The 22483-nt window shown below is 64.3% G+C and carries 19 protein-coding genes; 7 read left to right on the plus strand and 12 right to left on the minus strand.

Annotation, left to right across the window (positions count from 1 at the left end; translation table 11 throughout):
- Nucleotides 1–432: 432 nt before the first annotated feature.
- Nucleotides 433–645: a hypothetical protein gene (locus K289_RS0113980; RefSeq protein WP_027552091.1), complete on the minus strand. Its 213-nt coding sequence runs from the start codon at nucleotides 643–645 to the stop codon at nucleotides 433–435.
- A gap of 447 nt (nucleotides 646–1092) precedes the next feature.
- Complete coding sequence (gene lepA / locus K289_RS0113985) at nucleotides 1093–2904, minus strand: translation elongation factor 4 (RefSeq protein WP_027552092.1); 1812 nt, start codon at nucleotides 2902–2904, stop codon at nucleotides 1093–1095.
- Nucleotides 2905–3018: 114 nt separating this feature from the next.
- On the opposite strand from lepA, the gene K289_RS0113990 reads away from it, so the two are divergent.
- Nucleotides 3019–4647, plus strand: coding sequence for a glycosyltransferase family 39 protein (locus K289_RS0113990; protein WP_027552093.1), 1629 nt, complete (start codon nucleotides 3019–3021; stop codon nucleotides 4645–4647).
- Between the two features lie 157 nt (nucleotides 4648–4804).
- Here the strand turns inward: K289_RS0113990 and K289_RS0113995 are convergent, their stop codons facing one another.
- From K289_RS0113995 to K289_RS0114015, 5 genes are all read right to left on the minus strand, one after another.
- Entirely contained in the window at nucleotides 4805–5131 is a 327-nt protein-coding gene (locus K289_RS0113995; RefSeq protein WP_027552094.1) for an HPr family phosphocarrier protein, read from the minus strand.
- Nucleotides 5128–5529, minus strand: coding sequence for a PTS sugar transporter subunit IIA (locus K289_RS0114000; protein ID WP_024339151.1), 402 nt, complete (start codon nucleotides 5527–5529; stop codon nucleotides 5128–5130). The genes K289_RS0113995 and K289_RS0114000 overlap by 4 nt, the downstream gene beginning before the upstream one ends.
- 133 nt (nucleotides 5530–5662) lie before the next feature.
- Complete coding sequence (locus K289_RS0114005) at nucleotides 5663–6187, minus strand: HPr kinase/phosphorylase (protein ID WP_027552095.1); 525 nt, start codon at nucleotides 6185–6187, stop codon at nucleotides 5663–5665.
- Nucleotides 6184–7986, minus strand: a complete 1803-nt coding sequence (locus K289_RS0114010) for a sensor histidine kinase (protein ID WP_027552096.1) — start codon at nucleotides 7984–7986, stop codon at nucleotides 6184–6186. The genes K289_RS0114005 and K289_RS0114010 overlap by 4 nt, the downstream gene beginning before the upstream one ends.
- A gap of 119 nt (nucleotides 7987–8105) precedes the next feature.
- Nucleotides 8106–8807, minus strand: a complete 702-nt coding sequence (locus K289_RS0114015; protein WP_027552097.1) for a response regulator transcription factor — start codon at nucleotides 8805–8807, stop codon at nucleotides 8106–8108.
- Nucleotides 8808–9048: 241 nt separating this feature from the next.
- Between K289_RS0114015 and K289_RS0114020 the strand changes: the two genes are divergently transcribed.
- From K289_RS0114020 to K289_RS0114030, 3 genes are all read left to right on the plus strand, one after another.
- On the plus strand, nucleotides 9049–9783 hold the full coding sequence (locus K289_RS0114020; RefSeq protein WP_027552098.1) for a HugZ family protein: 735 nt from the start codon (nucleotides 9049–9051) through the stop codon (nucleotides 9781–9783).
- Between the two features lie 98 nt (nucleotides 9784–9881).
- Entirely contained in the window at nucleotides 9882–12479 is a 2598-nt protein-coding gene (locus tag K289_RS0114025; RefSeq protein ID WP_027552099.1) for a CHAT domain-containing tetratricopeptide repeat protein, read from the plus strand.
- A gap of 282 nt (nucleotides 12480–12761) precedes the next feature.
- On the plus strand, nucleotides 12762–14378 hold the full coding sequence (locus K289_RS0114030) for a phosphoenolpyruvate carboxykinase (RefSeq protein ID WP_027552100.1): 1617 nt from the start codon (nucleotides 12762–12764) through the stop codon (nucleotides 14376–14378).
- Nucleotides 14379–14597: 219 nt separating this feature from the next.
- Here K289_RS0114030 and K289_RS0114035 read toward each other — a convergent pair whose 3' ends face one another.
- Nucleotides 14598–15413: an acyl-CoA thioesterase II gene (locus K289_RS0114035; protein WP_027552101.1), complete on the minus strand. Its 816-nt coding sequence runs from the start codon at nucleotides 15411–15413 to the stop codon at nucleotides 14598–14600.
- A gap of 230 nt (nucleotides 15414–15643) precedes the next feature.
- Entirely contained in the window at nucleotides 15644–18160 is a 2517-nt protein-coding gene (locus K289_RS0114040; RefSeq protein ID WP_027552102.1) for a glycogen/starch/alpha-glucan phosphorylase, read from the minus strand.
- Nucleotides 18161–18365: 205 nt separating this feature from the next.
- Here K289_RS0114040 and K289_RS0114045 point away from each other — a divergent pair, with 205 nt between their 5' ends.
- Nucleotides 18366–18599 (plus strand): hypothetical protein, encoded by a 234-nt coding sequence (locus tag K289_RS0114045; protein ID WP_027552103.1) that lies wholly within the window; start codon nucleotides 18366–18368, stop codon nucleotides 18597–18599.
- A gap of 174 nt (nucleotides 18600–18773) precedes the next feature.
- Nucleotides 18774–19205, plus strand: coding sequence for a hypothetical protein (locus K289_RS0114050; RefSeq protein ID WP_027552104.1), 432 nt, complete (start codon nucleotides 18774–18776; stop codon nucleotides 19203–19205).
- Nucleotides 19206–19307: 102 nt separating this feature from the next.
- On the opposite strand, the gene K289_RS0114055 is transcribed toward K289_RS0114050, so the two are convergent.
- Nucleotides 19308–20075 carry a DUF2865 domain-containing protein gene (locus tag K289_RS0114055; protein WP_035684711.1) on the minus strand — a complete coding sequence of 256 codons (768 nt, stop codon included), beginning with the start codon at nucleotides 20073–20075 and terminating at the stop codon, nucleotides 19308–19310.
- 250 nt (nucleotides 20076–20325) lie between these two features.
- The gene (pyrE, locus tag K289_RS0114060; protein ID WP_027552106.1) at nucleotides 20326–20889 is read right to left on the minus strand and encodes an orotate phosphoribosyltransferase; all 564 of its coding nucleotides are present in this window, start codon (nucleotides 20887–20889) and stop codon (nucleotides 20326–20328) included.
- Nucleotides 20890–21079: 190 nt separating this feature from the next.
- On the opposite strand from pyrE, the gene K289_RS0114065 reads away from it, so the two are divergent.
- Nucleotides 21080–21706 (plus strand): glutathione S-transferase family protein, encoded by a 627-nt coding sequence (locus K289_RS0114065; RefSeq protein WP_027552107.1) that lies wholly within the window; start codon nucleotides 21080–21082, stop codon nucleotides 21704–21706.
- A gap of 38 nt (nucleotides 21707–21744) precedes the next feature.
- Here K289_RS0114065 and K289_RS0114070 read toward each other — a convergent pair whose 3' ends face one another.
- Nucleotides 21745–22380, minus strand: a complete 636-nt coding sequence (locus K289_RS0114070) for a LysE family translocator (RefSeq protein ID WP_027552108.1) — start codon at nucleotides 22378–22380, stop codon at nucleotides 21745–21747.
- Nucleotides 22381–22483: the final 103 nt, after the last annotated feature.

Consider the following 22483-nt stretch of genomic DNA (forward strand, 5'->3'; position numbering starts at 1 on the left):
TGGGCCATGATGGCCAGGAACGAACGCTACAGGGAACCTGCCGCTCTCGCGGCGTAAACGAGATCACACCGGACAGCCCGGCGTGACGCAACGGTTGGGAAGGCGAACAGCACGTAATGCAGTGCCGGTCGATCCGGCGATCAGGACAACCCACTAGGGCCACAGCATCATCGAATGCGTGCTTTTGACCGGGACCTGATCCGCGGAGGGCATTATGGCCAGCGGTCATGAGTACCGCGCAAACAGGCCGAACACATGGCTGCTCCGACCAATGCTGCGACGTGAAGATTCTTCTTGCCAACCCGGAGCCGTCCACACATGGCCCGGCCTCGGACCTCGGGCGAGGTCCGCTCTTGCGCCGCTGCTGAGACTAAAGCAGACGTCAAACGCACTCCGATCGGCCGTGTCCCGATTGATCTATGACGACGCGCCCTAACCGGCCGGCGCCTTGCGGCCGATCAGGCCGAACACGATCATGACAATGCTGATGCCGCCGACAGCGCCGGAAACTTCTCCGACCGTGCGCATCAGGGCGCCGGGATCATTGGACCAGGGCGTCATGTCGCGCATGGACAGGAAGAACAGGACGGCGAGAACCAGCAGCACTCCGCCGACCGCGATCAGACGCCAGTTTCGCTTTCGCATGACAGGCTTTCCTCTGGACCGCGCTGAGGCGCAGTCGTGCGACTTGCAGAGGTAGTGTCGTCGATTCCGGTTCGGGTTCGATAAGCCCACGAAATTATGGGGGCTCCGCCATCCGGCTTCGGCGCGGCAAGGCTTTCTTCAGTGCAACAAGGCTTCCGTCGGAGGTTGCAAGGTCTCACCGGCTGCGATGATGCCATCGTGCCGGTGTTTTGCCCGACGTGTCAAATGGATTTCGCAAAATTGAAAAAAGAGCAGTGCCGACAAGCCGCCGGCTACTTTGCATGGGGTTGTTTTAGAGATTTCTGTTGTCCGGCCATGGGGGCGCCGCCGTCATTTCCGGGGCGCGCCACTTGGCGCGAGCCCGGAATCCATGGTGCAGCAGGTAAGGCGGAGAAATGGACTCCGGGCTCGCGCCAAGTGGCGCGCCCCGAAAATGACGAAATCGCCTCAGCTATCCACCTTCAGCGCGGCAATGAAGGCTTCCTGCGGGATGTCGACCTTGCCGAACTGCCGCATCTTCTTCTTGCCTTCCTTCTGCTTCTCCAGAAGCTTGCGCTTACGCGTGATGTCGCCGCCGTAGCACTTTGCGGTGACGTCCTTGCGCAGCGCGCGCACGGTCTCGCGGGCGATCACCTTGCCGCCGATCGCCGCCTGGATCGGGATCTGGAACATGTGCGGCGGGATCAGCTCCTTCATCTTCTCGACCATGGCGCGGCCGCGGCCTTCGGCGCGGGTGCGATGCACCAGCATGGAGAGCGCATCGACCGGCTCGGCGTTGACCAGGATCTGCATCTTGACGAGATCGGCCGGCTTGTAGTCGGTGAGATGATAGTCGAACGAGGCGTAGCCCTTGGAGACCGACTTCAGGCGGTCGTAGAAATCGAACACGACCTCGTTGAGCGGCAGATCGTATTTCACCATCGCACGGGAGCCGACGTAGGTGAGCTCCTTCTGCGAGCCGCGGCGGTCCTGGCACAGCTTCAGCACGCTGCCGAGATATTCGTCCGGCGTGAGGATCGTGGCCTCGATCCAGGGCTCGTCGATCTCGGCGATCTTGACCACGTCGGGCATGTCGACGGGATTGTGGATCTCGATCTCGGTGCCGTCGGTCAGCTTCATCTTGTAGATGACGCTCGGCGCGGTCGCGATCAGGTTGAGATCGAATTCGCGCGACAGCCGCTCCTGGATGATCTCGAGGTGCAACAGCCCGAGGAAGCCGCAGCGGAAGCCGAAGCCCAGCGCAGCGGAGGTTTCCATCTCGAAGGAGAAGCTGGCGTCGTTGAGGCGCAGCTTGCCCATCGCGGCGCGCAGCGTTTCGAAGTCGTCGGCGTCGACCGGGAACAGGCCGCAGAACACCACCGGGATCGCCGGCTTGAAGCCGGGCAGCATGTCCGCGACCGGCTTCCTGTCGTCGGTGATGGTGTCGCCGACGCGGGTGTCGGCCACTTCCTTGATCGCGGCGGTGATGAAGCCGATCTCGCCGGGGCCGAGCTCCTCGACCTGCTGCATCTTCGGCGTGAAGAAACCGACGCGCTCGACGTCATAGGCCGCGCCGGTGCCCATCATGCGGACGCGGCTGCCCTTCTTCATGACGCCGTCGACGACACGGATCAGAACGACGACACCGAGATAGACGTCGTACCAGCTGTCGACCAGCAGCGCCTTCAGCGTCGCGTCGCGATCGCCCTTCGGCGGCGGCAGGCGGGTGACGATGGCCTCCAGCACATCGGGAACGCCGAGGCCGGTCTTGGCCGAGATCATCACCGCGTCCGACGCATCGATGCCGATGACGTCCTCGATCTGCTGCTTGATCTTCTCAGGCTCGGCGGCCGGAAGGTCGACCTTGTTCAGGACCGGAACGATCTCGTGGTTGTTGTCGAGCGCCTGGTAGACGTTGGCGAGCGTCTGCGCTTCGACGCCCTGGCTGGCGTCGACCACCAGCAGGGAACCCTCGCAGGCCGCCAGCGACCGCGAGACCTCATAGGCGAAGTCGACATGGCCGGGCGTGTCCATCAGGTTGAAGATGTAATCCTTGCCATCCTTGGCGCGGTACGAGAGCCGCACGGTCTGCGCCTTGATGGTGATGCCGCGTTCGCGCTCGATATCCATGGAATCGAGCACCTGCTCCTTGCCCGCCATTTCGCGGTCGGACAGGCCGCCGGTCATCTGGATCAGGCGGTCGGCCAGCGTCGATTTGCCATGGTCGATATGGGCGACGATGGAGAAATTGCGGATGTTGGAAATGGGGACGGTCGTCATGGGCGCGGGATACCACTCACATCCCCGTGCGGCAACCATATTGCTGTATTTTCAGGGCGTTTCTTCACGCCAAGCTGATTCCATGGCGGCCAAAAACGCGCTACGCAACGCCCCATGTCGACGACCTCAATCCCCTCTGCCAGACCGCGCGCGAAGACCCGGGTGAGCTTTGGCCGCTTCAAGGCCTGGCTGGTTGCCTGCGCGACCCGGCCGGAGGCCCGCCTGTGGCTGGTGATTCAGCTTGCCATCCTGCATGCGGTGCTCTGGACCTTCATCCTGATCAATCTCAAGGCCGCGCAGGACGTTCATATGGACGTCGCAGAAGCTTATGCATGGGGCCAGAAATTCCTGCTCGGCTACGGCAAGCACCCGCCGCTGTCGGGCTGGATCGCCGGCCTCTGGTTCAAGGTGTTTCCGGCGACGGACTGGGCGACCTATGCGCTGGCGATGGCGACCGTCAGCGTCGGCATGGTGATCTGCTGGCTCATTGCGCTGCGGGTGGTGGACGCGAGGCGCGCGTTCCTGGTCGTGGTGATGGTCGCGCTCTACCCGATCTTCAATTTCAAGGGTTTCAAGTACAACGCGGACCTGCTGCAACTCGTCACCCTGCCGCTCGTCGTGCTCGCCTATCTCAATGCGTTCGAGAAGCGGAGCTGGCAGTCCGGCATCTGGCTCGGGCTTGCGGGCGCGCTGGCGCTGATGACCAAATACTGGGTGCTGACCATGATCGGCGCCATCGGGCTCGCCGCGCTGATCCATCCCGACCGGCTGAAATTCCTGCGCTCGCCGGCACCCTGGGTGGCGATCGCGACGCTTCTCGTCGCCATGATCCCGCACATCGCCTGGCTTGCCGATGCGCATTTCGTGCCGCTGACCTATGCGGGGGACACCTACAATCTCGAGGGACACGGGAACTACGTGCGGGAGCTCGTGCTCGGCTATGTCGTGCACAATGTCGCGCTGCTGGCCTTGCCGGTCGCGCTCGCTGCGCTCGCCATCGCGCTGGTGCCGCCGTGGTTCACGCTGCTGCTGCGCGCGCCCTTGCGCATCGTCACGCGCGCCTGGGCACGTGGCGCCAATCCCGGCGTCAACCGTTCGCAGGCGCTGCACGTCTGGATCATCCAGATCGTCGTTGCGGTCGGCCCGCCGCTCGGCGCGCTGGTCTTCAGCATCTACCTGAAGACCGATTGGGGCATCTCGCTGTTCTTCCTGGTGCCGCTGGCGCTGGTCGCCATCCCGACGCTGCGCGTGCCGAGCGCGACCTTGTTCAACATCGCCGCGATCTGGCTTGTGCTCAGCGTCACGACGCTCGCCGCCTCGCCGTGGATCGAAGCGCGCGAGATGGCCGCCAATGCCGGCAACACGGCGACCTATGGCGCGCGCTCGGAGCTTGCGCGCGAACTGACGCAGGCCTGGCACACCCGCTTCGGCTCGCGCTGGGCGGTGGTCGCCGGCACCATGGAGACGATCCAGCCGATGGCGTTCTACAGCCCGGATCATCCGAGCCCGTTCACGCCGAACGAGGCCTGGAGCTCGGGGCTGACCTCGCCCGAGGACGTCAAGAAATATGGCTTCATCGGCGTGTTCGATCCGACCGACGGCCGCCTGCCCGCGTTCGAGAAATGGGTGTCGGAAACCGCGCCGAATGCCGAGCGCATGGTGATGACGACGCGGCGCTTCACCCACGGCAAGGCCGGCCCGGCGATGACCTGGAACGTCTACATCGCGCCGCCGGAGAAGTGACCGAAGGTCCCGTAGGGTGGGCAAAGCGACTTGTCCGCCGTAGCTCGGAGAGCGAAGGCGGAAGCGTGCCCACCGCTTCTATTGCGATCATCGAGAGATGGTGGGCACGGCGCTAAGCGCCTTTGCCTACCCTACAGCTGAAAGCGCGGCGAGAGCTTTACGTCCCTTCCTCGTTGAACTTGCTCTCGACGAGCTCGGTGATCGCGGCGAGCGCGGCTTCGGCATCGGTGCCGGCGGCTGCCACCGTGATGGTGGTGCCGGGGCCGGCAGCGAGCATCATCAGGCCCATGATCGAGGTGCCGCCGACGGTCTCGCCGCCGCGCGTCACCCACACCTGCGCATCGAAGCGCTCGACGGCCTGGACGAATTTTGCGGAAGCGCGGGCGTGCAGGCCGCGCTTGTTGACGATCAGGAGCTCTTTGGAAATCGCACCCGCGGGCACGCCTGTCCCGGCCTGGCTTCCGAGCGGCGTGTCGTCGCTCATTTGCCGGCGAGCACGCGGCTGGCGATGGTGACGTATTTGCGACCTGCTTCCTGCGCCATCGCGATCGCGTCGGGCAGCGAACGTTCCTCGCGAACCTTCGCGAGCTTCACCAGCATGGGAAGGTTGATGCCCGCGAGCACTTCGACCTTGGGCCGGCTCATGCAGGATATGGCAAGGTTGGACGGCGTGCCGCCGAACATGTCGGTGAGGATCGCAACGCCGTCGCCGGAATCGACGCGGTTAACCGCCTCGATGATGTCGCTTCGACAGAGATCGGAATCATCCTCGGCGCCGATCGTGATCGCTTCGATTTGCTTTTGCGGACCCATGACATGTTCAAGCGCCGCCTTGAATTCATCGGCAAGGCGCCCGTGGGTCACAAGTACTAGACCAATCATCGGAAAACTCCTCGCGGGCGCTCTTGGTGCGCCGCACGAACGCGCCACTTTGACCATCCAGAGCCCTCGCGCAAGAGGGGATGTTGCGTATCTCCCTGAATCTAGACGGATGGATGAGGGGAGCTGCGCCGGTCTATTCGGTCGCGATAGTGGGGTTCATATGGTTACCATTTCCCTTCAAACAATCGCCTGAATGGTTAACCGAAGATGAACTTTTGGTAGTGGTCAAGGCCGCGACAACCAAAGGGAGCGGCGAATAGCCGCTGGCGACCGGGATTCGCGGTATTTCGACACCAAAAATGCGTGTTTTCAGCGCTTCGGACGGCGGCAGACGTTCGGCGTCGCTTGCGTCCAAATCGACCACGAGGCCGACAGTCGCATGCTCCACGTAGTCGCATTGACGGATTCCGAGGCCGCGGATTTCGATCAGGCCGGCCAGCATGCTGCTCGGGCGGACTTCAATTTCGTCGCCGACTGTCGCCAGATGGACACGGTCATCACCGACCAGAATCGCCTTTTCGACCACCCCTGCGCGCCCGGCCAGGATCAAATCGAAGGCAAGCCGCGACTTGCCGGCGCCCGAAGGCCCGCGGATCAGCACCGCCAGATGTCCGACTTTGACCGCGGAGGCGTGAACGCTCTGGCCGCCATCGCTCATAGCGCCGGCAGCCTCACCACGAAGTGCGCGCCGGCAACGGTTGGGGTGCCGTCCTCATCCGGCGGGCCTGCGCGGTTCTCGGCCCAGATGCGTCCGCCATGTGCATCGACGATCTGCTTGGAGATCGAAAGTCCGAGGCCGGAGTTCTGGCCGAAGCCCTGATGCGGCCGGTCGGTGTAGAAGCGCTCGAAGATGCGCTCGAGCGCGTCATCGCGGATGCCTGGGCCGTCGTCGTCGACTACGATCTCGATCTCGGCGCGCACGCGGCGGCAGGTGAGGCGCACCTTGCTGCCGCGCTCGGAGAAGGATTGCGCGTTGGAGAGGAGGTTGGCGACCACCTGTCCCAGCCGTGAATCATGGCCGGGGACGGAGAAGTTGTCGCTCGGGCCGCGGCCTTCGAAGCGCGCCTCGACGGCGACGTCGTGGCCGAGCTTGGTCTCATTGGCGACCGAAACCAGCGTGCCCAAAAGGCGCCTGAGATCGACCGGAATCGCATCCTGCCGCTGCAACTCGGCATCGAGCCGGCTTGCGTCCGAGATGTCCGAGATCAGCCGGTCCAGCCGCTTGACGTCGTGCTCGATCACCTCGAGCAGGCGTGCGCGGCTGTTCTCGTTGCGCGCCAGCGGCAGCGTCTCGACCGCCGAGCGCAGTGAGGTCAGCGGGTTCTTCAGCTCATGGGCGACGTCGGCGGCGAACATCTCGATCGCCTCGATGCGGCTGTAGAGCGCGTTGGTCATGTCGCGCAGCGCGCCGGAGAGATGGCCGATCTCGTCGCGGCGGCGGGTGAAGTCGGGAATCTCGACGCGGGTCTTGATGCGGCGGCGGACCCGTTCGGCGCTGTCGGCGAGCCTGCGCACGGGCCCTGCGATCGTGCTCGCGAGCAGCAGCGACAGCATGATCATGACGGCAGCCGCGACGCCGCCGACCTTCAGGATCGCGAGGCGTTCGGCGGTCACCATCTGGTCGATGTCGTCGCCCTGCGTCGACAGCATCAGCGCGCCGTGGATCGCGCGCGAGCGCAGCACCGGGACCGCGACCGAGACGATCACCTCGCCGCGCGAATTGACCCGCACCATCGAGCGCTTCTGGCCCTGGAGCGCATCGGCGACCTCCGAATAGCCGTTGCCTTTCTCGGGCCCGAGCTCGCGGTAGAGCGGCAGGTCGCCGCGGTTCAGCCAGGTACGCACCGCGGTCATGCCGCGCTCGACGATGTTCGGCTTCTCCGCGGAGGGCGGCGGCAGTTCGAAGCGCAACACGTTCTCGAGGTTGCGGCTGTCGAGCAGCAGGCTGCCGTTCGGATCGTAGATGCGGGCGCGCGTCTTGGTCGGCGAGATCAGCGTGCGCAGCACCGGCGCCACGCGCTCCGGATTGATCGGGAAATCCAGCGGCGAATACTCGTCCGAGCCGCCATAGGTCTCGCCCGGCTTGAGGTCGAGCAGCCGGTCTGGATCGATGGTGATCGCGTTGGTCTGCACGGTCGCGGAGGCCGCGATCGCGCCGGCAATGATCTCGGCCTGCACGAGCAGGCTCTGCGCGCGGGCGTCGATCAGGCCGGCGCGGAATTGCGACAGGTACAGGATGCTCGCGACCAGCGCGACGAGGCCGGCGAGATTGAGCGAGACGATGCGGCGGGTCAGGCTCGAGAAGGAGAGCGCAAAAAAGAACTGTCCGGCGCGCTTGAGCCAGCTCAGCGGCCGCCAGCCCTGTGCGGCCGGCGTGTCCCCGGCAGCATGATCCGGGACGCCGCGGGCGGCGTCCTCGGTAGTCAGGCTCGAATCAGGCTGCGTTCGGTCAAGCAATGCTTACGCCCGGTTTTGACAGCTCGCGCGATGGGTCCTTCGCATCCTAAAGCCACATCGGTCCCGATGGAATCAGAACCGACCGGGCCCCTTTCGCTTTGGTGAAGCCGCGGTGCGCTTCAGGCTTCCTTGAAACGGTAGCCGACGCCATACAGCGTCTCGATCATCTCGAACTCGTTGTCGACCACCTTGAACTTCTTGCGCAGCCGCTTGATGTGGCTGTCGATGGTGCGGTCGTCGACATAGACCTGATCGTCATAGGCGGCGTCCATCAGTGCGTTGCGGCTCTTCACCACGCCGGGACGGGTCGCCAGCGCCTGGAGGATGAGGAATTCGGTGACCGTCAGCGTCACCGGCTCGTTCTTCCAGGTGCAGGTGTGCCGTTCGGGATCCATGCGCAACAGGCCGCGATCGAGCGCCTTGGCGTCGTTCTCCTTCGGCACGGCGGTCGGATCCTTCGGCGCCGAGCGGCGCAGCACCGCCTTGACGCGCTCGACCAGCAGCCGTTGCGAGAACGGTTTGCGGATGAAATCGTCGGCGCCCATCTTGAGGCCGAACAGCTCGTCGATCTCTTCATCCTTGGAGGTGAGGAAGATCACCGGCAGGTCGGATTTCTGCCGCAGCCGACGCAGCGTCTCCATGCCGTCCATGCGCGGCATCTTGATGTCGAGGATGGCAAGATCGGGCTGGGTCGTGCGGAAACCGTCGAGCGCCGAGGCGCCGTCGGTGTAAGTCATGATGCGATAGCCTTCGGCTTCCAGCGCGATCGAGACGGATGTGAGAATGTTGCGGTCGTCGTCGACCAAAGCGATTGTGGGCATGAGCCTCTGCTTTCTGCTTTCCGTTTTGGGTCGTGGCTTGAAACGGCGAGCAATCCAGTGATGCGCCGCATACATGGGTCCCGAACTCGGGGTTCGACAAGGTCACCGAGCAATGCAAGCTAGGCTGAAGTGTGACCAAGTTCCACGAAACACGGCAGATTCGCCGCGTTTCGACCCATAACCGGACCCCCGTTTACCCGAAAAAAGGCCCCCCTTGCAACCACCTGAGCCGAGAAAGCCAATGCAGCCGACCCCCGATTTCGACCCCGGAAAGCTCGCCAAATCGCTGTTGCGGCGTTCCCGCCAGGGCGCCCTGGCAACCCTGATGGTCAGCAGCGGCGATCCCTATTGCTCGCTGGTCAATCTGGCGAGCCATCCCGACGGCTCGCCCATCCTGCTGATCTCGCGCCTCGCCGTTCACACCAGGAACATCCTCACCGATGCGAGGGTCTCCCTGATGCTGGACGAGCGCGCCCCCGGCGATCCCCTGGAAGGCGCCCGGATCATGCTGTCCGGCCGCGCCGAACAGGCCGATGCCGAGAAGGAATTGCTCCAGCGCCGGTATCTCAATGCACATCCCTCGGCGGAAGGCTTTGCTTCCTTTAAGGATTTCTCGTTTTTCCGGATCCATCCCACGGGAACCCATCTGGTCGCCGGCTTTGGCCGGATTGTCGACCTCAAGCCTGAGCAGTTCCTCACGGACCTCACCAGTGCCGAGGACCTATTGGCTGCGGAAGAGGGGGCGGTCGAGCACATGAACGCCGACCATCGCGACACCATGAAGCTCTATGCGACGAAGCTGCTTGATGCCGCGGAGGGCGACTGGCGCTGCACGGGGTGCGATCCCGAGGGGCTCGATATGCAGGCCGAGCAGACCGCGTTGCGGCTCGAGTTCCCCGAACGGGTCACCAGCGGCACCGAACTGCGCAAGATGCTGGTCAGGCTGGCGGGCGAGGCGCGGGGTAATACCAAATAGTCGAGCGCGGATAGCCGCGCTCGCGCTTGAACGGCGGCGCGGATCGCTGCGACCCATGCTCGGGCCCGGAAGGCCAGGGTCGGCAGCGAGAGTGCTTCATGGCAAGACGTAATCGATTGGCGCTGGTGGCGGGCTTGACGCTCGCGGCTGGTGCACTCCTTTCCACGACCGCCTTCGCGCAGAACGGCGGTCTCGCCGCGCAGAGTGCCAGGATCAACCAGCTCAATCAGGCCGGCAAATACTCGGAAGCGCTTCCTTTGGCGCAGGCCATGGTCGCAAGTCTGGAGAAGAGCGATAACGGTCGCGAGCTCGCCGCCGCGCTGAACAACCTCGGTCAGGTCTATGCCGGTCAGGGCCGCGACGATCTGGCCGAGCCGATCTACAAGCGCTCGATCGCGCTGATGGAAAAATCGCTTGGCCTCGAAACCCCGCTTGTCGCGGCCGAACTGACCAATCTCGCCGCGCTTTATCAGCGGCAGGGCCGCTTTGCCGAGGCCGAGCCGCTGTTCAAACGCGCGCTCGCCGTTCGCGAAAAGGCGTTGTCGCGCGAGCATCCCGATGTCGGCCAGGCCCTCAACAATCTCGCCACGCTCTATGTCAAGCAGGAGCGCTATGCCGACGCCGAACCTTTGTTCCAGCGGGCGCTTGCCATCTATCAGAAGGTCGCTGGACCCGAGCATCCGGCAGTCGCCACCATCCTGAACAACATCGGCCAGCTCGATCGCGATCTCAACCGCGACGCCGACGCCGAAGCGCCCATCAAGCGCTCGCTTGCGATCCGCGAAAAAGTGCTGGGGGCGGATCATCCCGATGTCGCGCGCTCCCTCAATAATCTCGCCGGCCTCTATGAGCACCAGCAGCACTATACCGAGGCCGAGCCGCTCTATCGCCGCGCGCTGGCGATCCGCGAGCGCGCGCTCGGGCCCGATCATCCTGATGTTGCGACCTCGACCAGCAATCTCGCCTATTTCCTCCAGGCATCAGGACGCACCGCGGACGCGTTGCCGCTCGCGGAAAGGACGCTCGCCGGCAACCGTGCGCAGCTGCGCGTCGTGCTGCCGGTCCTGTTCGCCGCGCGACAGCAATCTCTGCTGCCTTCGGACAAGGCCCTCGACGACGCGCTCGCCACAATCCAGCGCGGGACGCAATCCTCTGCCGCTTCCGCCGTGAACAAGCTCGCGGTGCGCCTTGCCGCCGGCAATGACCGGCTTGCCGAACTCGTGCGCCGGGATCAGGACCTCGCGACTGAAGACGAGACGCTCGACAAGGCCATCATTGCCGCGGTGTCGAAGCCGTCCGCCCAGCGCGACGTCGCCGCCGAGCAGCGCAGCCGCGCGCGGCTCGTGGCGATCGCGAGCGAGCGTTCAGGCTTGCAGAAGACGCTCGCCGTCGAATTCCCCGACTACGCCTCGCTCTCCAACCCGCTGCCGCTCGCGGCCAGGGACATTCAGGCGCTGCTGTCGGCCGATGAGGCTATGGTGATCTATTCGGTCGTCGACAAGCGAAGCTATGTCATCGCGATCACGCGCGAGAGCGTCGACTGGAAGGAAATTCCGCTTGGCGCGGACGCGCTGGCGCGGAAATTGTCCGACTTCCGCAAAGGGCTCGATGTCGGCAAGGCGAGCGATGCATCGGGCAAGTCCGGATTGTTCGATCTGGCGCTCGCCAACGAGCTCTATGTCGCGCTGCTCGGCCCGGTCGAGGCGCTGACGAAGGACAAGCGCAGCCTTTTGGTGGTGCCATCGGGCGCACTGACCGCATTGCCGTTTCATCTGCTTGTCACCGAGAAGCCGCAGGCTGCCATTCCCGACAAGATCGAGGGCTATCGCAACGCCGCCTGGCTGTTGCGGCGTCAGGCAGTGGCGGTGCTGCCGTCGGTGGTCAGCCTGAAATCGCTGCGCGCCTTTGCGCGCAAGGATCAGGGCGCAAAGCCGATGACCGGCTTTGGCGATCCCGTGTTCAACCCTGCCGAGGCGGGGCCGGCCGACCGGCGCGCGACAAGTGGGAAGATCGCTGCGCGCAGCCTGGCGGCTGGCGCCTATACCGATTTCTGGCGCGGCGCGGGCGTCGATCGCGCGCGGCTTTCGCAAGCGCTGCCGCAACTGCCCGACACCGCGGACGAGCTCAACGCGGTGGCGAAGGATGTCGGCGCCGCCGCGGCCGACATCCATCTCGGTCGCGACGCCAGCGAAACAACGCTCAAGCGTGCAGCGCTTGCTCAATACAGCATCATTTATTTCGCGACCCATGGCCTCGTCGCCGGCGACGTCAAGGGACTGGGCGAGCCGTCGCTCGCGCTCTCAATTCCCGACCAGCCCTCCGAGCTCGACGACGGTCTGCTCACCGCGAGCGAAGTCGCGCAGCTCAAGCTCAATGCGGATTGGGTGGTGCTGTCGGCGTGCAACACGATTGCCGGCGACAAGCCGGGCGCCGAGGCGCTGTCGGGATTGGCGCGCTCATTCTTCTACGCCGGCGCCCGCGCGCTTCTGGTCTCGCATTGGGCAGTCGATTCCGAAGCTGCCACCCGCTTGACCATTTCGACCTTCGATCTGCTCAAGAGCGAGCCCGGAATGGGGCGCGCTGAAGCCTTGCGACGCGCGATGCTGGCCTATCTCGACGACGCATCGTCACCGCGCAATGCCTATCCCGCTATCTGGGCACCGTTCGCACTCATCGGCGAAGGCGCGGTGCAATAGATCGCTCGGCGATTGTGCGTCGCAAAAACCCGGGATAACGCTGAATCACGCCTTTGGTTGCGCGACCATTTGCGATTCTTCGAGACGTCTGCACAGAGCTGACATGCGCGACGTTTGGCGCGGTCCTTGAATAAACCAATTCCTGCGGGATCGGCTTGGCAACGCCAGCGTTCATCATTATTAGGTCGCCCAACCGAGGCCGGATGGCCTATTATTCACGGTAACCGCGATGGCGCCAAAGCTTGGTCGCGCTGAATGTCGCGGGTTCTAGGAGGATCTTTCGTGCAAGAGACGGGCGTGCGCAACGGTGCCTTCGGCGCCGACAAATTCGGCTTAAAGAAGCTCAAACAAATTCACTGGAACCTCGGCGCGCCGCAGCTTTATCAATATTCGCTTTCTGCGGGCGAGGCGGTTCTGTCTGCGGACGGTGCGCTGTGCGCCGACACCGGCGAATTCACGGGCCGTAGCCCGAAAGACAAGTTCACGGTGCGCGATGCCACCACCGACAAGAAGATGTGGTGGGGCGGCAATCAGTCGATCACCGCAGAACAGTTCGAGGCGCTCTATCAGGACTTCCTGAAGCACGCCGAAGGCAAGACGCTGTTCGCGCAGGATCTCTATGGCGGTGCGGATCCGGTCTACCGGATCAAGACCCGCGTGTTCACCGAGCTCGCCTGGCACTCGCTGTTCATCCGCACGCTGCTGATCCGTCCCGAGGCGGTCGAGCTGTCGAGCTTCACGCCCGAGCTCACCATCATCGACATGCCGAGCTTCCGCGCCGATCCGAAGCGTCACGGCGTGCGCTCGGAGAACGTCGTCGCGATCGATTTCGCCCGCAAGATCGTGCTGATCGGCGGCTCCTACTATGCCGGCGAGATGAAGAAGTCGGTCTTCACCACGCTGAACTATTACCTCCCGGAGCGAGGCGTGATGCCGATGCACTGCTCGGCCAATGTCGGCGCCAATGGCGATGCCGCGATCTTTTTCGGCCTGTCCGGCACCGGCAAGACCACGCTGTCGGCCGATCCCAACCGCACGCTGATCGGCGACGACGAGCACGGCTGGGGCCCGAACGGCGTCTTCAATTTCGAGGGCGGCTGCTACGCCAAGTGCATCAAGCTGTCGCAGGAAGCCGAGCCTCAGATCTATGCGGCCTCGACGCGCTTCGGCGCAGTGCTCGAGAACTGCGTGCTCGATGAAGACACCCGTGTGGTGGACTTCGACGACGGCTCCAAGACCGAGAACACGCGCTCGGCCTATCCGCTCGAATTCATCCCGAACGCCTCGCGGACCGGCCGCGCGCCGCAGCCGAAGAACGTGGTGATGCTCGCCGCCGACGCCTTCGGCGTGCTGCCGCCGATCGCAAAGCTCTCGCCGGCGCAGGCGATGTATCACTTCCTCTCCGGCTACACCGCCAAGGTCGCCGGCACCGAGCGCGGTCTCGGCAACGAGCCGCAGCCGGAATTCTCGACCTGCTTCGGCTCGCCCTTCCTGCCGCTCGACCCGTCCGTCTACGGCAACATGCTGCGCGACCTGATCGCCCAGCACAATGTCGACTGCTGGCTGGTCAACACCGGCTGGACCGGCGGCAAGTACGGCGTCGGCTCGCGCATGCCGATCAAGGTGACGCGCGCGCTGCTCACCGCGGCGCTCGACGGGTCCTTGCGCAACGTCGGATTCCGCACCGACAAGTATTTCGGCTTCGCGGTCCCCACCGCGCTGCCGGGCGTGCCGAGCGAGATCCTCAATCCGGTCAACACCTGGAAGGACAAGGACGAGTTCGACAAGACCGCCCGGGCCCTCGTCGGCATGTTCCAGAAGAACTTTGCCAAGTTCGAAGCCCAGGTCGACGCCGAGGTGCGTGCGGCCGCGCCGGACGTGAAGCTCGCGGCGGAGTAACTTCGTTCAGTTGAATGCAAAGGGGCGGCCGCGCGGCCGCCCTTTTTGTTTGAGCGAGCGGGACTCTATCGCCTCTCCCCGCGTGCGGGGAGAGGCCGACGCGCGTAGCGCGGCGGGTGAGGGGGCTCTCCGCGAGTCCGTCTATGACCGTGATTGTGGAAGCAGGCCCCTCACCCCAACCCTCTCCCCGTAAGAACGGTGAGATGGAGAGGAGAGAGCTCACGCCTTGAAATACGCGATCTGCGTCGTGGTCGCGAGCAGGCGGCCGCTCGGAGACCACAGCTCGCCGTTCTGATCGCCGTAGCTGCGATGAAATATCTTTGCATCCGCCGTCGCGAGCACGCGGGTGATGTCTTCGGCCGCTAGGCTCTCGGCATCGGTATGGAAATAAGTCGTCAGCGACACCGTGCCGAACGGCACCAGCTCGCGCCGCGCGTGGAAGATGCGGCCGAAGAAGGCGTCCGACATCGACATCAGCGACAGCATGTCGAGCTTGCGCGGCGTGCGGTCGCTGATCCAGACCTTGGAATAGGTGCTTGCAAGCTCCGCCTGCGGCGGGCCGATCCGCATCTCGCCCTCGACGAAGCGGAATTCGTACTGGTTGGCCCAGGACGCGGCGATCTTCGGAAAGGGCAGCGTCTCTTCGAATGATTTTGCGTCCGGGCGTTTCGCGACCTCGTGCGACCAGGACTGCCTACGATCGGCGAACACCGCGGTGGCAAGCGTCGCGACCTCGCCGCCGCCCTGCGACAGTTCGACGCTCCAGTGCTGGCTGGAGCGGTTGGCCTTGACCAGCCGCACGTCCAGATCGAACGGCCCCTTCGCGATCGGCGCGCAGTAATTGACGGTCAGCGCCAACGGATCGCCGGCGCGTTCCGGATGATCGATCAGAGCGCGCAGAATGGTCGCAGCGGTCGCACCGCCAAAGGGGCCGACGAAGGCCCAGTAGTCGTCGCTGGTGTGCCCCTGCCAACTGCTGTCGCCGGCAGTGATGCGCGTCGCTTCGTCGAAGGGGTGCGAGAGTTTGGCGTGCATTTCATTCCTCGATGCCTGCCCGATCGTCATTGCGAGCGCAGCGAAGCAATCCAGAATCTTTCCACGGAGGCAGTCTGGATTGCTTCGCTGCGCTCGCAATCACGTTGTTTGAGGTCACGGCGTCAGCATCGCTGACAGCGCCTCTTGGGGATGATGACAATCATATCATCATCCTCCGCGCCGGATGCAATAACCTCGCGGGTCATGCGAGATTTCGTCTCGCGGAAAAATCAGCCGGTCGCGTCGCGAAGATCCGGCAGCAAAGGCGTGGTCGGATTCACCGGCACGTTCCAGATCTCCTCGGCATATTCGCGGATGGTGCGGTCCGAGGAGAACCAGGCCATGCGCGCGACATTGAGGATACTGGCACGCGTCCACGCCGGCACCACCTGCCAGCGCGCGTCGATGCCGCGCTGCGCCTCGTAATAGGAATCGAAATCGGCGCTGACCATGTAATGGTCGAGATGGCGCAAGGCGTGCGCGATGGATTCGAAACGTCCGGGATCGCCGGGCGAGAATTCGCCGGTCGCGATCGAATTGATCGCGCGCAACAGCTTTGGCGACCGCCGGATCACGTCGGCGGCATCCAGCCCCTGCTTGCGGCGGATCATCACGTCGCCGGCCTCCATGCCGAAGATCGCGATATTCTCAGGCCCGACATGGTCGCGGATCTCGATATTGGCGCCGTCGAGCGTGCCGATGGTGATGGCGCCGTTCAGCGCCAGCTTCATGTTGCCGGTGCCGGAGGCCTCCATGCCGGCGGTCGAGATCTGCTCGGACAGGTCGGCCGCAGGAATGATCACTTCGGCGAGGCTGACATTGTAGTCCGGAAGGAAGGCGACCTTCAGTCTTCCCTCGATCATGGGGTCGTTATTGACGATGTCGGCGACATCGTTGATCAGCTTGATGATCAGTTTGGCGTAGCGATAGCTCGCCGCCGCCTTGCCGGCGAAGATCTTGACCCGCGGCACCCAGTTGCCGGTCGGATCGTCCTTGATCGACTGGTACAGCGCGACCGTCTCGATGATGTTGAGCAGCTGGCGCTTGTATTCGTGGATGCGCTTGATCTGCACGTCGAACAGCGCGCTCGGATCGACCTTGATGCCGAGCCGCTCGCCGATCAGGCGCGCCAGCGCCGTCTTGTTGTGATGCTTGACGGCGCGGAATTTCCGCTGGAATTCGACGTCGCTGGCGCGGGCCTCGATCAGGCTGAGCTGCGTCGGATCGTCAAGCACGGCCTCGCCGCAGGTCTCGCGCAACAGGTCGGTCAGCTTCGGGTTCGCCAGCATCAGCCAGCGGCGGAAGGTGATGCCGTTGGTCTTGTTGGTGATGCGGCCGGGATAGAGATGGTTGAGATCGTGGAACACGGTCTCGCGCATCAGGTCCGAATGCATCGCCGAGACTCCGTTGATGCGGTGCGAACCGACGAAGGCGAGCTGGCCCATCCGCACGCGGCGTCCGCTCTTCTCGTCGATCAGCGAGACCGATGCACGGAAATCGATGTCGCCGGGGCAGCGCGCTTCCGCAAGCGCCAGATGCTGCACGTTGATGCGGTAGATGATCTCGAGATGCCGCGGCAGCAGTCGCTCGAACAGCTCGACCGGCCAGGTCTCCAGCGCCTCGGGCAGCAGCGTGTGGTTGGTGTAGGACAGCGTTGCGACGGTGATCTTCCAGGCCTCGTCCCAGCGGAAATTGTGGTCGTCGACCAGGATCCTCATCAGCTCGGTGACGGCGAGGCTCGGATGGGTATCGTTGAGCTGGACCGCGACCTTCGTCGACAGGCTGCGCAATTGTCCGTCGGATGCGAGATGCCGCCTGACGAGATCCTGCAGCGAGGCGGAGACGAAGAAATATTCCTGGCGCAGCCGCAGCTCGCGGCCCGCGGGGCTCTCGTCGTTCGGATAGAGGAATTTGCAGATCGCCTCCGCGCGCGCCTGCTCCGAGCTCGCGCTGACATAGTCGCCGGAGTTGAAGACGTCGAGCTTCAGCGGATCGGGCGAACGTGCCGACCACAGCCGCAGCGCATTGACGTGCTGGCCGCGCCAGCCGACGATCGGCGTGTCATAGGCGATCGCCTGCACCGTTTCGGCCGGATGCCAGATCGCGCGGTCGCGGCCCTTGTCGTCGACATGCTCGACGCCGCCGCCGAAATGGACGTGATAGATCACCTCCGGCCGCTGCAATTCCCAGGGATTGCCGAAGCTCAGCCACTCGTCTGGATATTCCTGCTGCCAGCCCTGATTGATGATCTGGCGGAACAGGCCGTAATCGTAGCGGATGCCATAGCCGATCGCGGGGATCGACAGCGTCGCCATGCTCTCCATGAAGCAGGCGGCGAGGCGGCCGAGGCCGCCATTGCCGAGCGCGGCATCCGGCTCGCATTTGCGCAAATCGGGCAGCGACACGCCGAGATCGCCGAGCGCGACCTCGAAGATCTTGAGCAGCCCCATATTGTTCAGCGCATCGGTGAAGAGGCGGCCGATCAGGAATTCGAGCGAGAGATAATAGACGCGCTTGCGGCCCGCATCGTAGCTGTGCTTCTCGGCGGTGAGCCAGCGATGCACGATGCGGTCGCGCAGCGCGAGCGCGGCGGCCTGGTACCAGTCATGCTTGGTCGCCATGCCCGCGTCCTTGCCGATCGCAAGGCGCAGCTTCGCCAGGATCGCGCCCTTGATCTCCGTCAGCGCGAGCTCGTCGATCGGCTGGCCGGGAGCGGGATAATTGGGCTGGAACGATGAATCTTGCAAAGCCGTCACTTCCTGGTCGACTACTGAACTCAGAGTTTACGCGTCCTGCTCCGGGACCGGAACCATTGCTGGCGCGCCGGTGCACCGCGCTGGCGTAATTTTATGCAAGGAATGGGCCGGTTTGGGAACCCGGAAGCCCACGGAGAAACCCGAATTCGGTGCTAGATTGCGGGCCAATTCAGCCATCAGTGTGGAGGAGGCGCCCATGAGATTGCTGATCGAAATCGCCGCTGCAGCCTTGCTCGTCGTCTGCATCACCGCGTCCAGCGCCGCCTTCGCCGCCGCCAAATCGAACCGCAGCGCCGATGCCTCAAGCTGCGGCTTTACTGTTCCGCAAAATGCGTCCCCCGCCGTGCGCTGCGCCGCCATCAAGCGCCAATGCGGCGGCAAGTTCTACGCGAGCGCGTGCGTGGACAGGCTGATGTCGGCGGTGAATTGAGGGTAACGGCGAAGCACTAATTGTCCCTGCATCGTCGTCGCGGCGTTCGCCGTAACGACATCGTGGGAGTGTCGGAACAAATTAAGAACAATTTAGCAAGCCTTTGATATATCATTGTGATTCGGCACGTTGCCGACACAATATCTAGGGTCTGTCCGACTTCGCGAGGACTACATGTCCACCATTGCCTTCGATCAATTCGCCCTTACCCGGATTGCCGATTTCGCGCGGTCGCTGTCGCGGCTGCATCAGGCGGCGCGGCGTTACGCAGTCGATGACGACCAGTTCGACCGCGAGTTCAACGCGGTCTGCCAGTCGATCTGGGGCTACACCATCGACGACGTCAGCGATGACCTGTTCTCGGCCGACGATCATCTGTTCCTCGACACGCTCGATGAAGCGCATGCGCGCATCTTCGCGGCCGAGCAGGGTTACGATCTCGTCGACGACCAGGGCATGCTGACCGACTGGTGGGGTTTCTGTTGGATGATCCTGGCCGAGAAGCGCGGACTGCTGACGCCGGACAACCGCGCCGCTGCGCGCGCCGCGATCGAGGAGAAATACCTGGCCGCGCCGAACGTGATCGGGGTGATCATCGGGCGGTAGCGCAACATCCTCCGTAGCGACGAAGCAATCCAGACTGTCACCGCGCCGGCGTTTCTGGATTGCCTCGCTACGCTCGCAATGACGGCGTGGTTACAGTTGGGGCTAATCCAGCCCCGCGCGCTTCGCCGGCTTCTGCGCCTGCGTCTTCGGCACCGTCACGCCGGGCGGCGTCTCGCGCACGATCTCCGTGGCGGGCGCATCTGCGGCCACTGTCTCGGCGCGGACCGGGGCGACCTTCATTTCACCGAGACGGGCGCGGACCTGGGCAGTGAGGCCGGGAAAGGAGGCGACCGGCGTGAATTCGGCGGTCTGGTCGATGCCGAGGCGCACGCCGGTATAGGCGACGAGGCCGTCGGTGGTCGCGATCACGTCGCCGGCCTTCAGCGAAGAGTCGAGCGCAAGATCGACCGGGGCGAGGCCGACCGGCTCACGGCCGTTGCAGGTGCAGTCGGATCGCAGCGCCTTGCGGTAGGCGAACGCGTTCTCGCTGTCGGCGTAACGCTCACCGGTCTGCGCATAGGCGCCGTCGATGCTGGAGCCGAAATAGACCTTTGTCGCGGTGGCGGGACAGAAGGCCTGACACATCTGCGCGGGCGAGGCGACGCCGCGCATCAGCGGAAAATATTTGCCGTCGCACGTGCGCACGCAGAAGGCCGGGCCTGAGCCGCCTGCCGCTGCCGTCCGCGCCGGCGGCATGTTCTGCTGCTGGACGGGCGAATTCTGCTGGCCGGTGAAGGGATCGGAGTAGGAGCCCGACTGCTGCGGGCGTTGCTGCTGCAGTCCGCCGAAGAAGAAGTCGAACAGGCCCTCGGCCGAAACCGGAGCCGGAGCCGCAAGCATGGGAACCGCGAGGAGGGCGGCCACACACATCGCGCGACGCTGCCGCCGCGATTGGGACAACTCTGTACGCAAGGCTCACTCCACCACGCTACTGAACCGGGCCGGGACCTTTTCGAGGTCGCAGCACCTGATTCACCATAATGCGCGATGGTAAATGAGCAGTTGCGCGGAGGCCGTTTCAAGACGAGGCGGTGACCTCTTTAAGGCCGGGCACAGCTTCCGACGGATCGTTGCTTCCGGGTCACGCCCGGGCATGACGAGCGCAGAGAGTTTCGTCGCCTCAGGCCTTCAGGAACTCCGAAGCCTTGTAGAGCGAGCGGAACGGCAGGCCGGCCTGGCCGAACGTATCGGTGGCGCCTTCCTCGCGGTCGACCATGGTGAGCACCAGCACCACATGGGCGCCGGCCTCGCGCACGGATTCCACCGCCTTCATCGCCGAGCCGCCGGTGGTGGTGACGTCCTCGACAATCACGACGCGCTTGCCCTCGAGCGTCTCGCCCTTGGCGAGGCCTTCGACCGCAAGCTTGGCGCCGTGCTCCTTCGGCTTCTTGCGCACGAAGAAGGCCGCGATCGGATGGCCCTTGATCCAGGAGATCTGTGCCAGCGCGCCGGCAAGCGGCACCGCGCCCATCTCGAGGCCTCCGATGAAATCGAGCTGATCGTCCTTCAGTGCTTCATAGGTCAGCTCGGCGAGCAGGGTCGCGCCTTCCGGGTCGAGCATGGTCGGCTTGAGGTTGAAGTAGAAATCGCTCTTGCGGCCCGACGCGAGCGTCACCTCGCCGCGGCCGAAGGAGCGCCGGCGGATGATTTCGAACAGGCGGGCGCGGGAGGCAGATTTCGACACGTCGGTCCCTCGGGAGCATTTTGGAGGAGGCGGAATTTATCCCCCGCCGCGGCGACATTCCAGAGGGGGCGCGGCCCGTCAACAAAGATCGGCCGCGCGAGCGGCCGGTCGGCCATTCCGGCGCCGCCGGTTGTGGGGGTGCAACCTTCTGGAGTAGGTGAGGGCCATCTCTTGGGGAAGGAAACAGAGAATGACTATCGAGCTCCACACCTGGAACACGCCGAACGGCCGGAAAATCTCGGTCGCGCTGGAGGAAATGGGGCTGCCCTACAAGGTGATCCCGGTGAACATCACCAAGGGCGAGCAGATGGTGCCGGGGTTCCTCAAGCTCAGCCCCAACAACAAGATCCCCGCGATCGTCGACCCCGAGGGGCCGGACGGCAAGCCCGTCAGCATCTTCGAGTCCGGTGCGATCCTGCTCTATCTCGGTGAGAAGACCGGAAAATTCCTGCCGAAATCGCTGGCCGGCCGCATCCCGGTCTATGAATGGCTGATGTGGCAGATGGGCGGTTTCGGGCCGATGCCCGGCCAGGTGCACCACTTCATCGCGCTCGAGAACGAGCAGGACCGCGCCTATGGACTGAAGCGCTTCATGGCGGAGACACGCCGGCTCTATGGCGTGCTGGATCGCCGGCTCGAGGGCCGTGACTTCGTCGCCGGCGACCTCTCCGTTGCCGATTTCGCCATCCTCGGCTGGGCCTGGCGCCATCCCCGCCACAAGGTGGAGCTGGCGGACTTTCCCAACGTCAAGCGCTGGTACGAGGCACTGATGGCGCGCCCGGCGGTGAAGCGGGGGATGGAAGCGAAGCTGGATTGAGCTTCTTCTTACCCTCCCCCTCCAGGGGAGGGTGGCCATCACACGCGTCGCGCCTCGACCGCCATCCGCACCGCGAGGCCCGCCAGCACGGTGCCCATCAGCCAGCGCTGCACCAGCATCCAGCTCGGCCGGCTCGCCAGAAACATCGCGATCGATCCTGCGGCGAGCGCGATCATGGCGTTGACGCTGACGCTGATCGCGATCTGGATCGCGCCCAGCACGATCGACTGCGCCAGCACGCTCCCGGCGGTGGGATCGATGAACTGCGGCAGCAGCGCCAGGTAGAGCATCGCGATCTTCGGATTGAGCAGGTTGGTGACGAACCCCATCGCGAACAATTTGCGCGGGCTGTCGATGGCGAGCTTCTTTAACTGGAACGGCGAACGGCCGCCCGGCTTCACTGCCTGCCAGGCGAGCCATAACAGATAACCCGCGCCCGCGAAGCGCAGCGCGTCATAGGCAAAGGGAATGGCGAGCAGCAGTGCCGTGATGCCGAACGCCGCACACAGCATGTAGAACACGAAGCCGAGTGCCACGCCTCCGAGCGAGACGATGCCCGCCGCAGGTCCCTGCGTGATCGAGCGCGAGATCAGATAGATCATGTTCGGCCCCGGCGTCAGCACGAGACCGAGGCAGACGAGGGCAAAGCCGAGCAAAGCGGAGGTGTGGGGCATGGGTGAATCTGTGCGGGAGACCGCATGGTTCTAGTATGCGCGACGGGGCCAGACCATCGCGCAATTGCACGGAGGACAATTCGGCTCTCGTGACGGCGCTCTC

Source organism: Bradyrhizobium sp. Cp5.3 (genome assembly GCF_000426265.1).
GTDB classification, from domain to species: domain Bacteria; phylum Pseudomonadota; class Alphaproteobacteria; order Rhizobiales; family Xanthobacteraceae; genus Bradyrhizobium; species Bradyrhizobium neotropicale.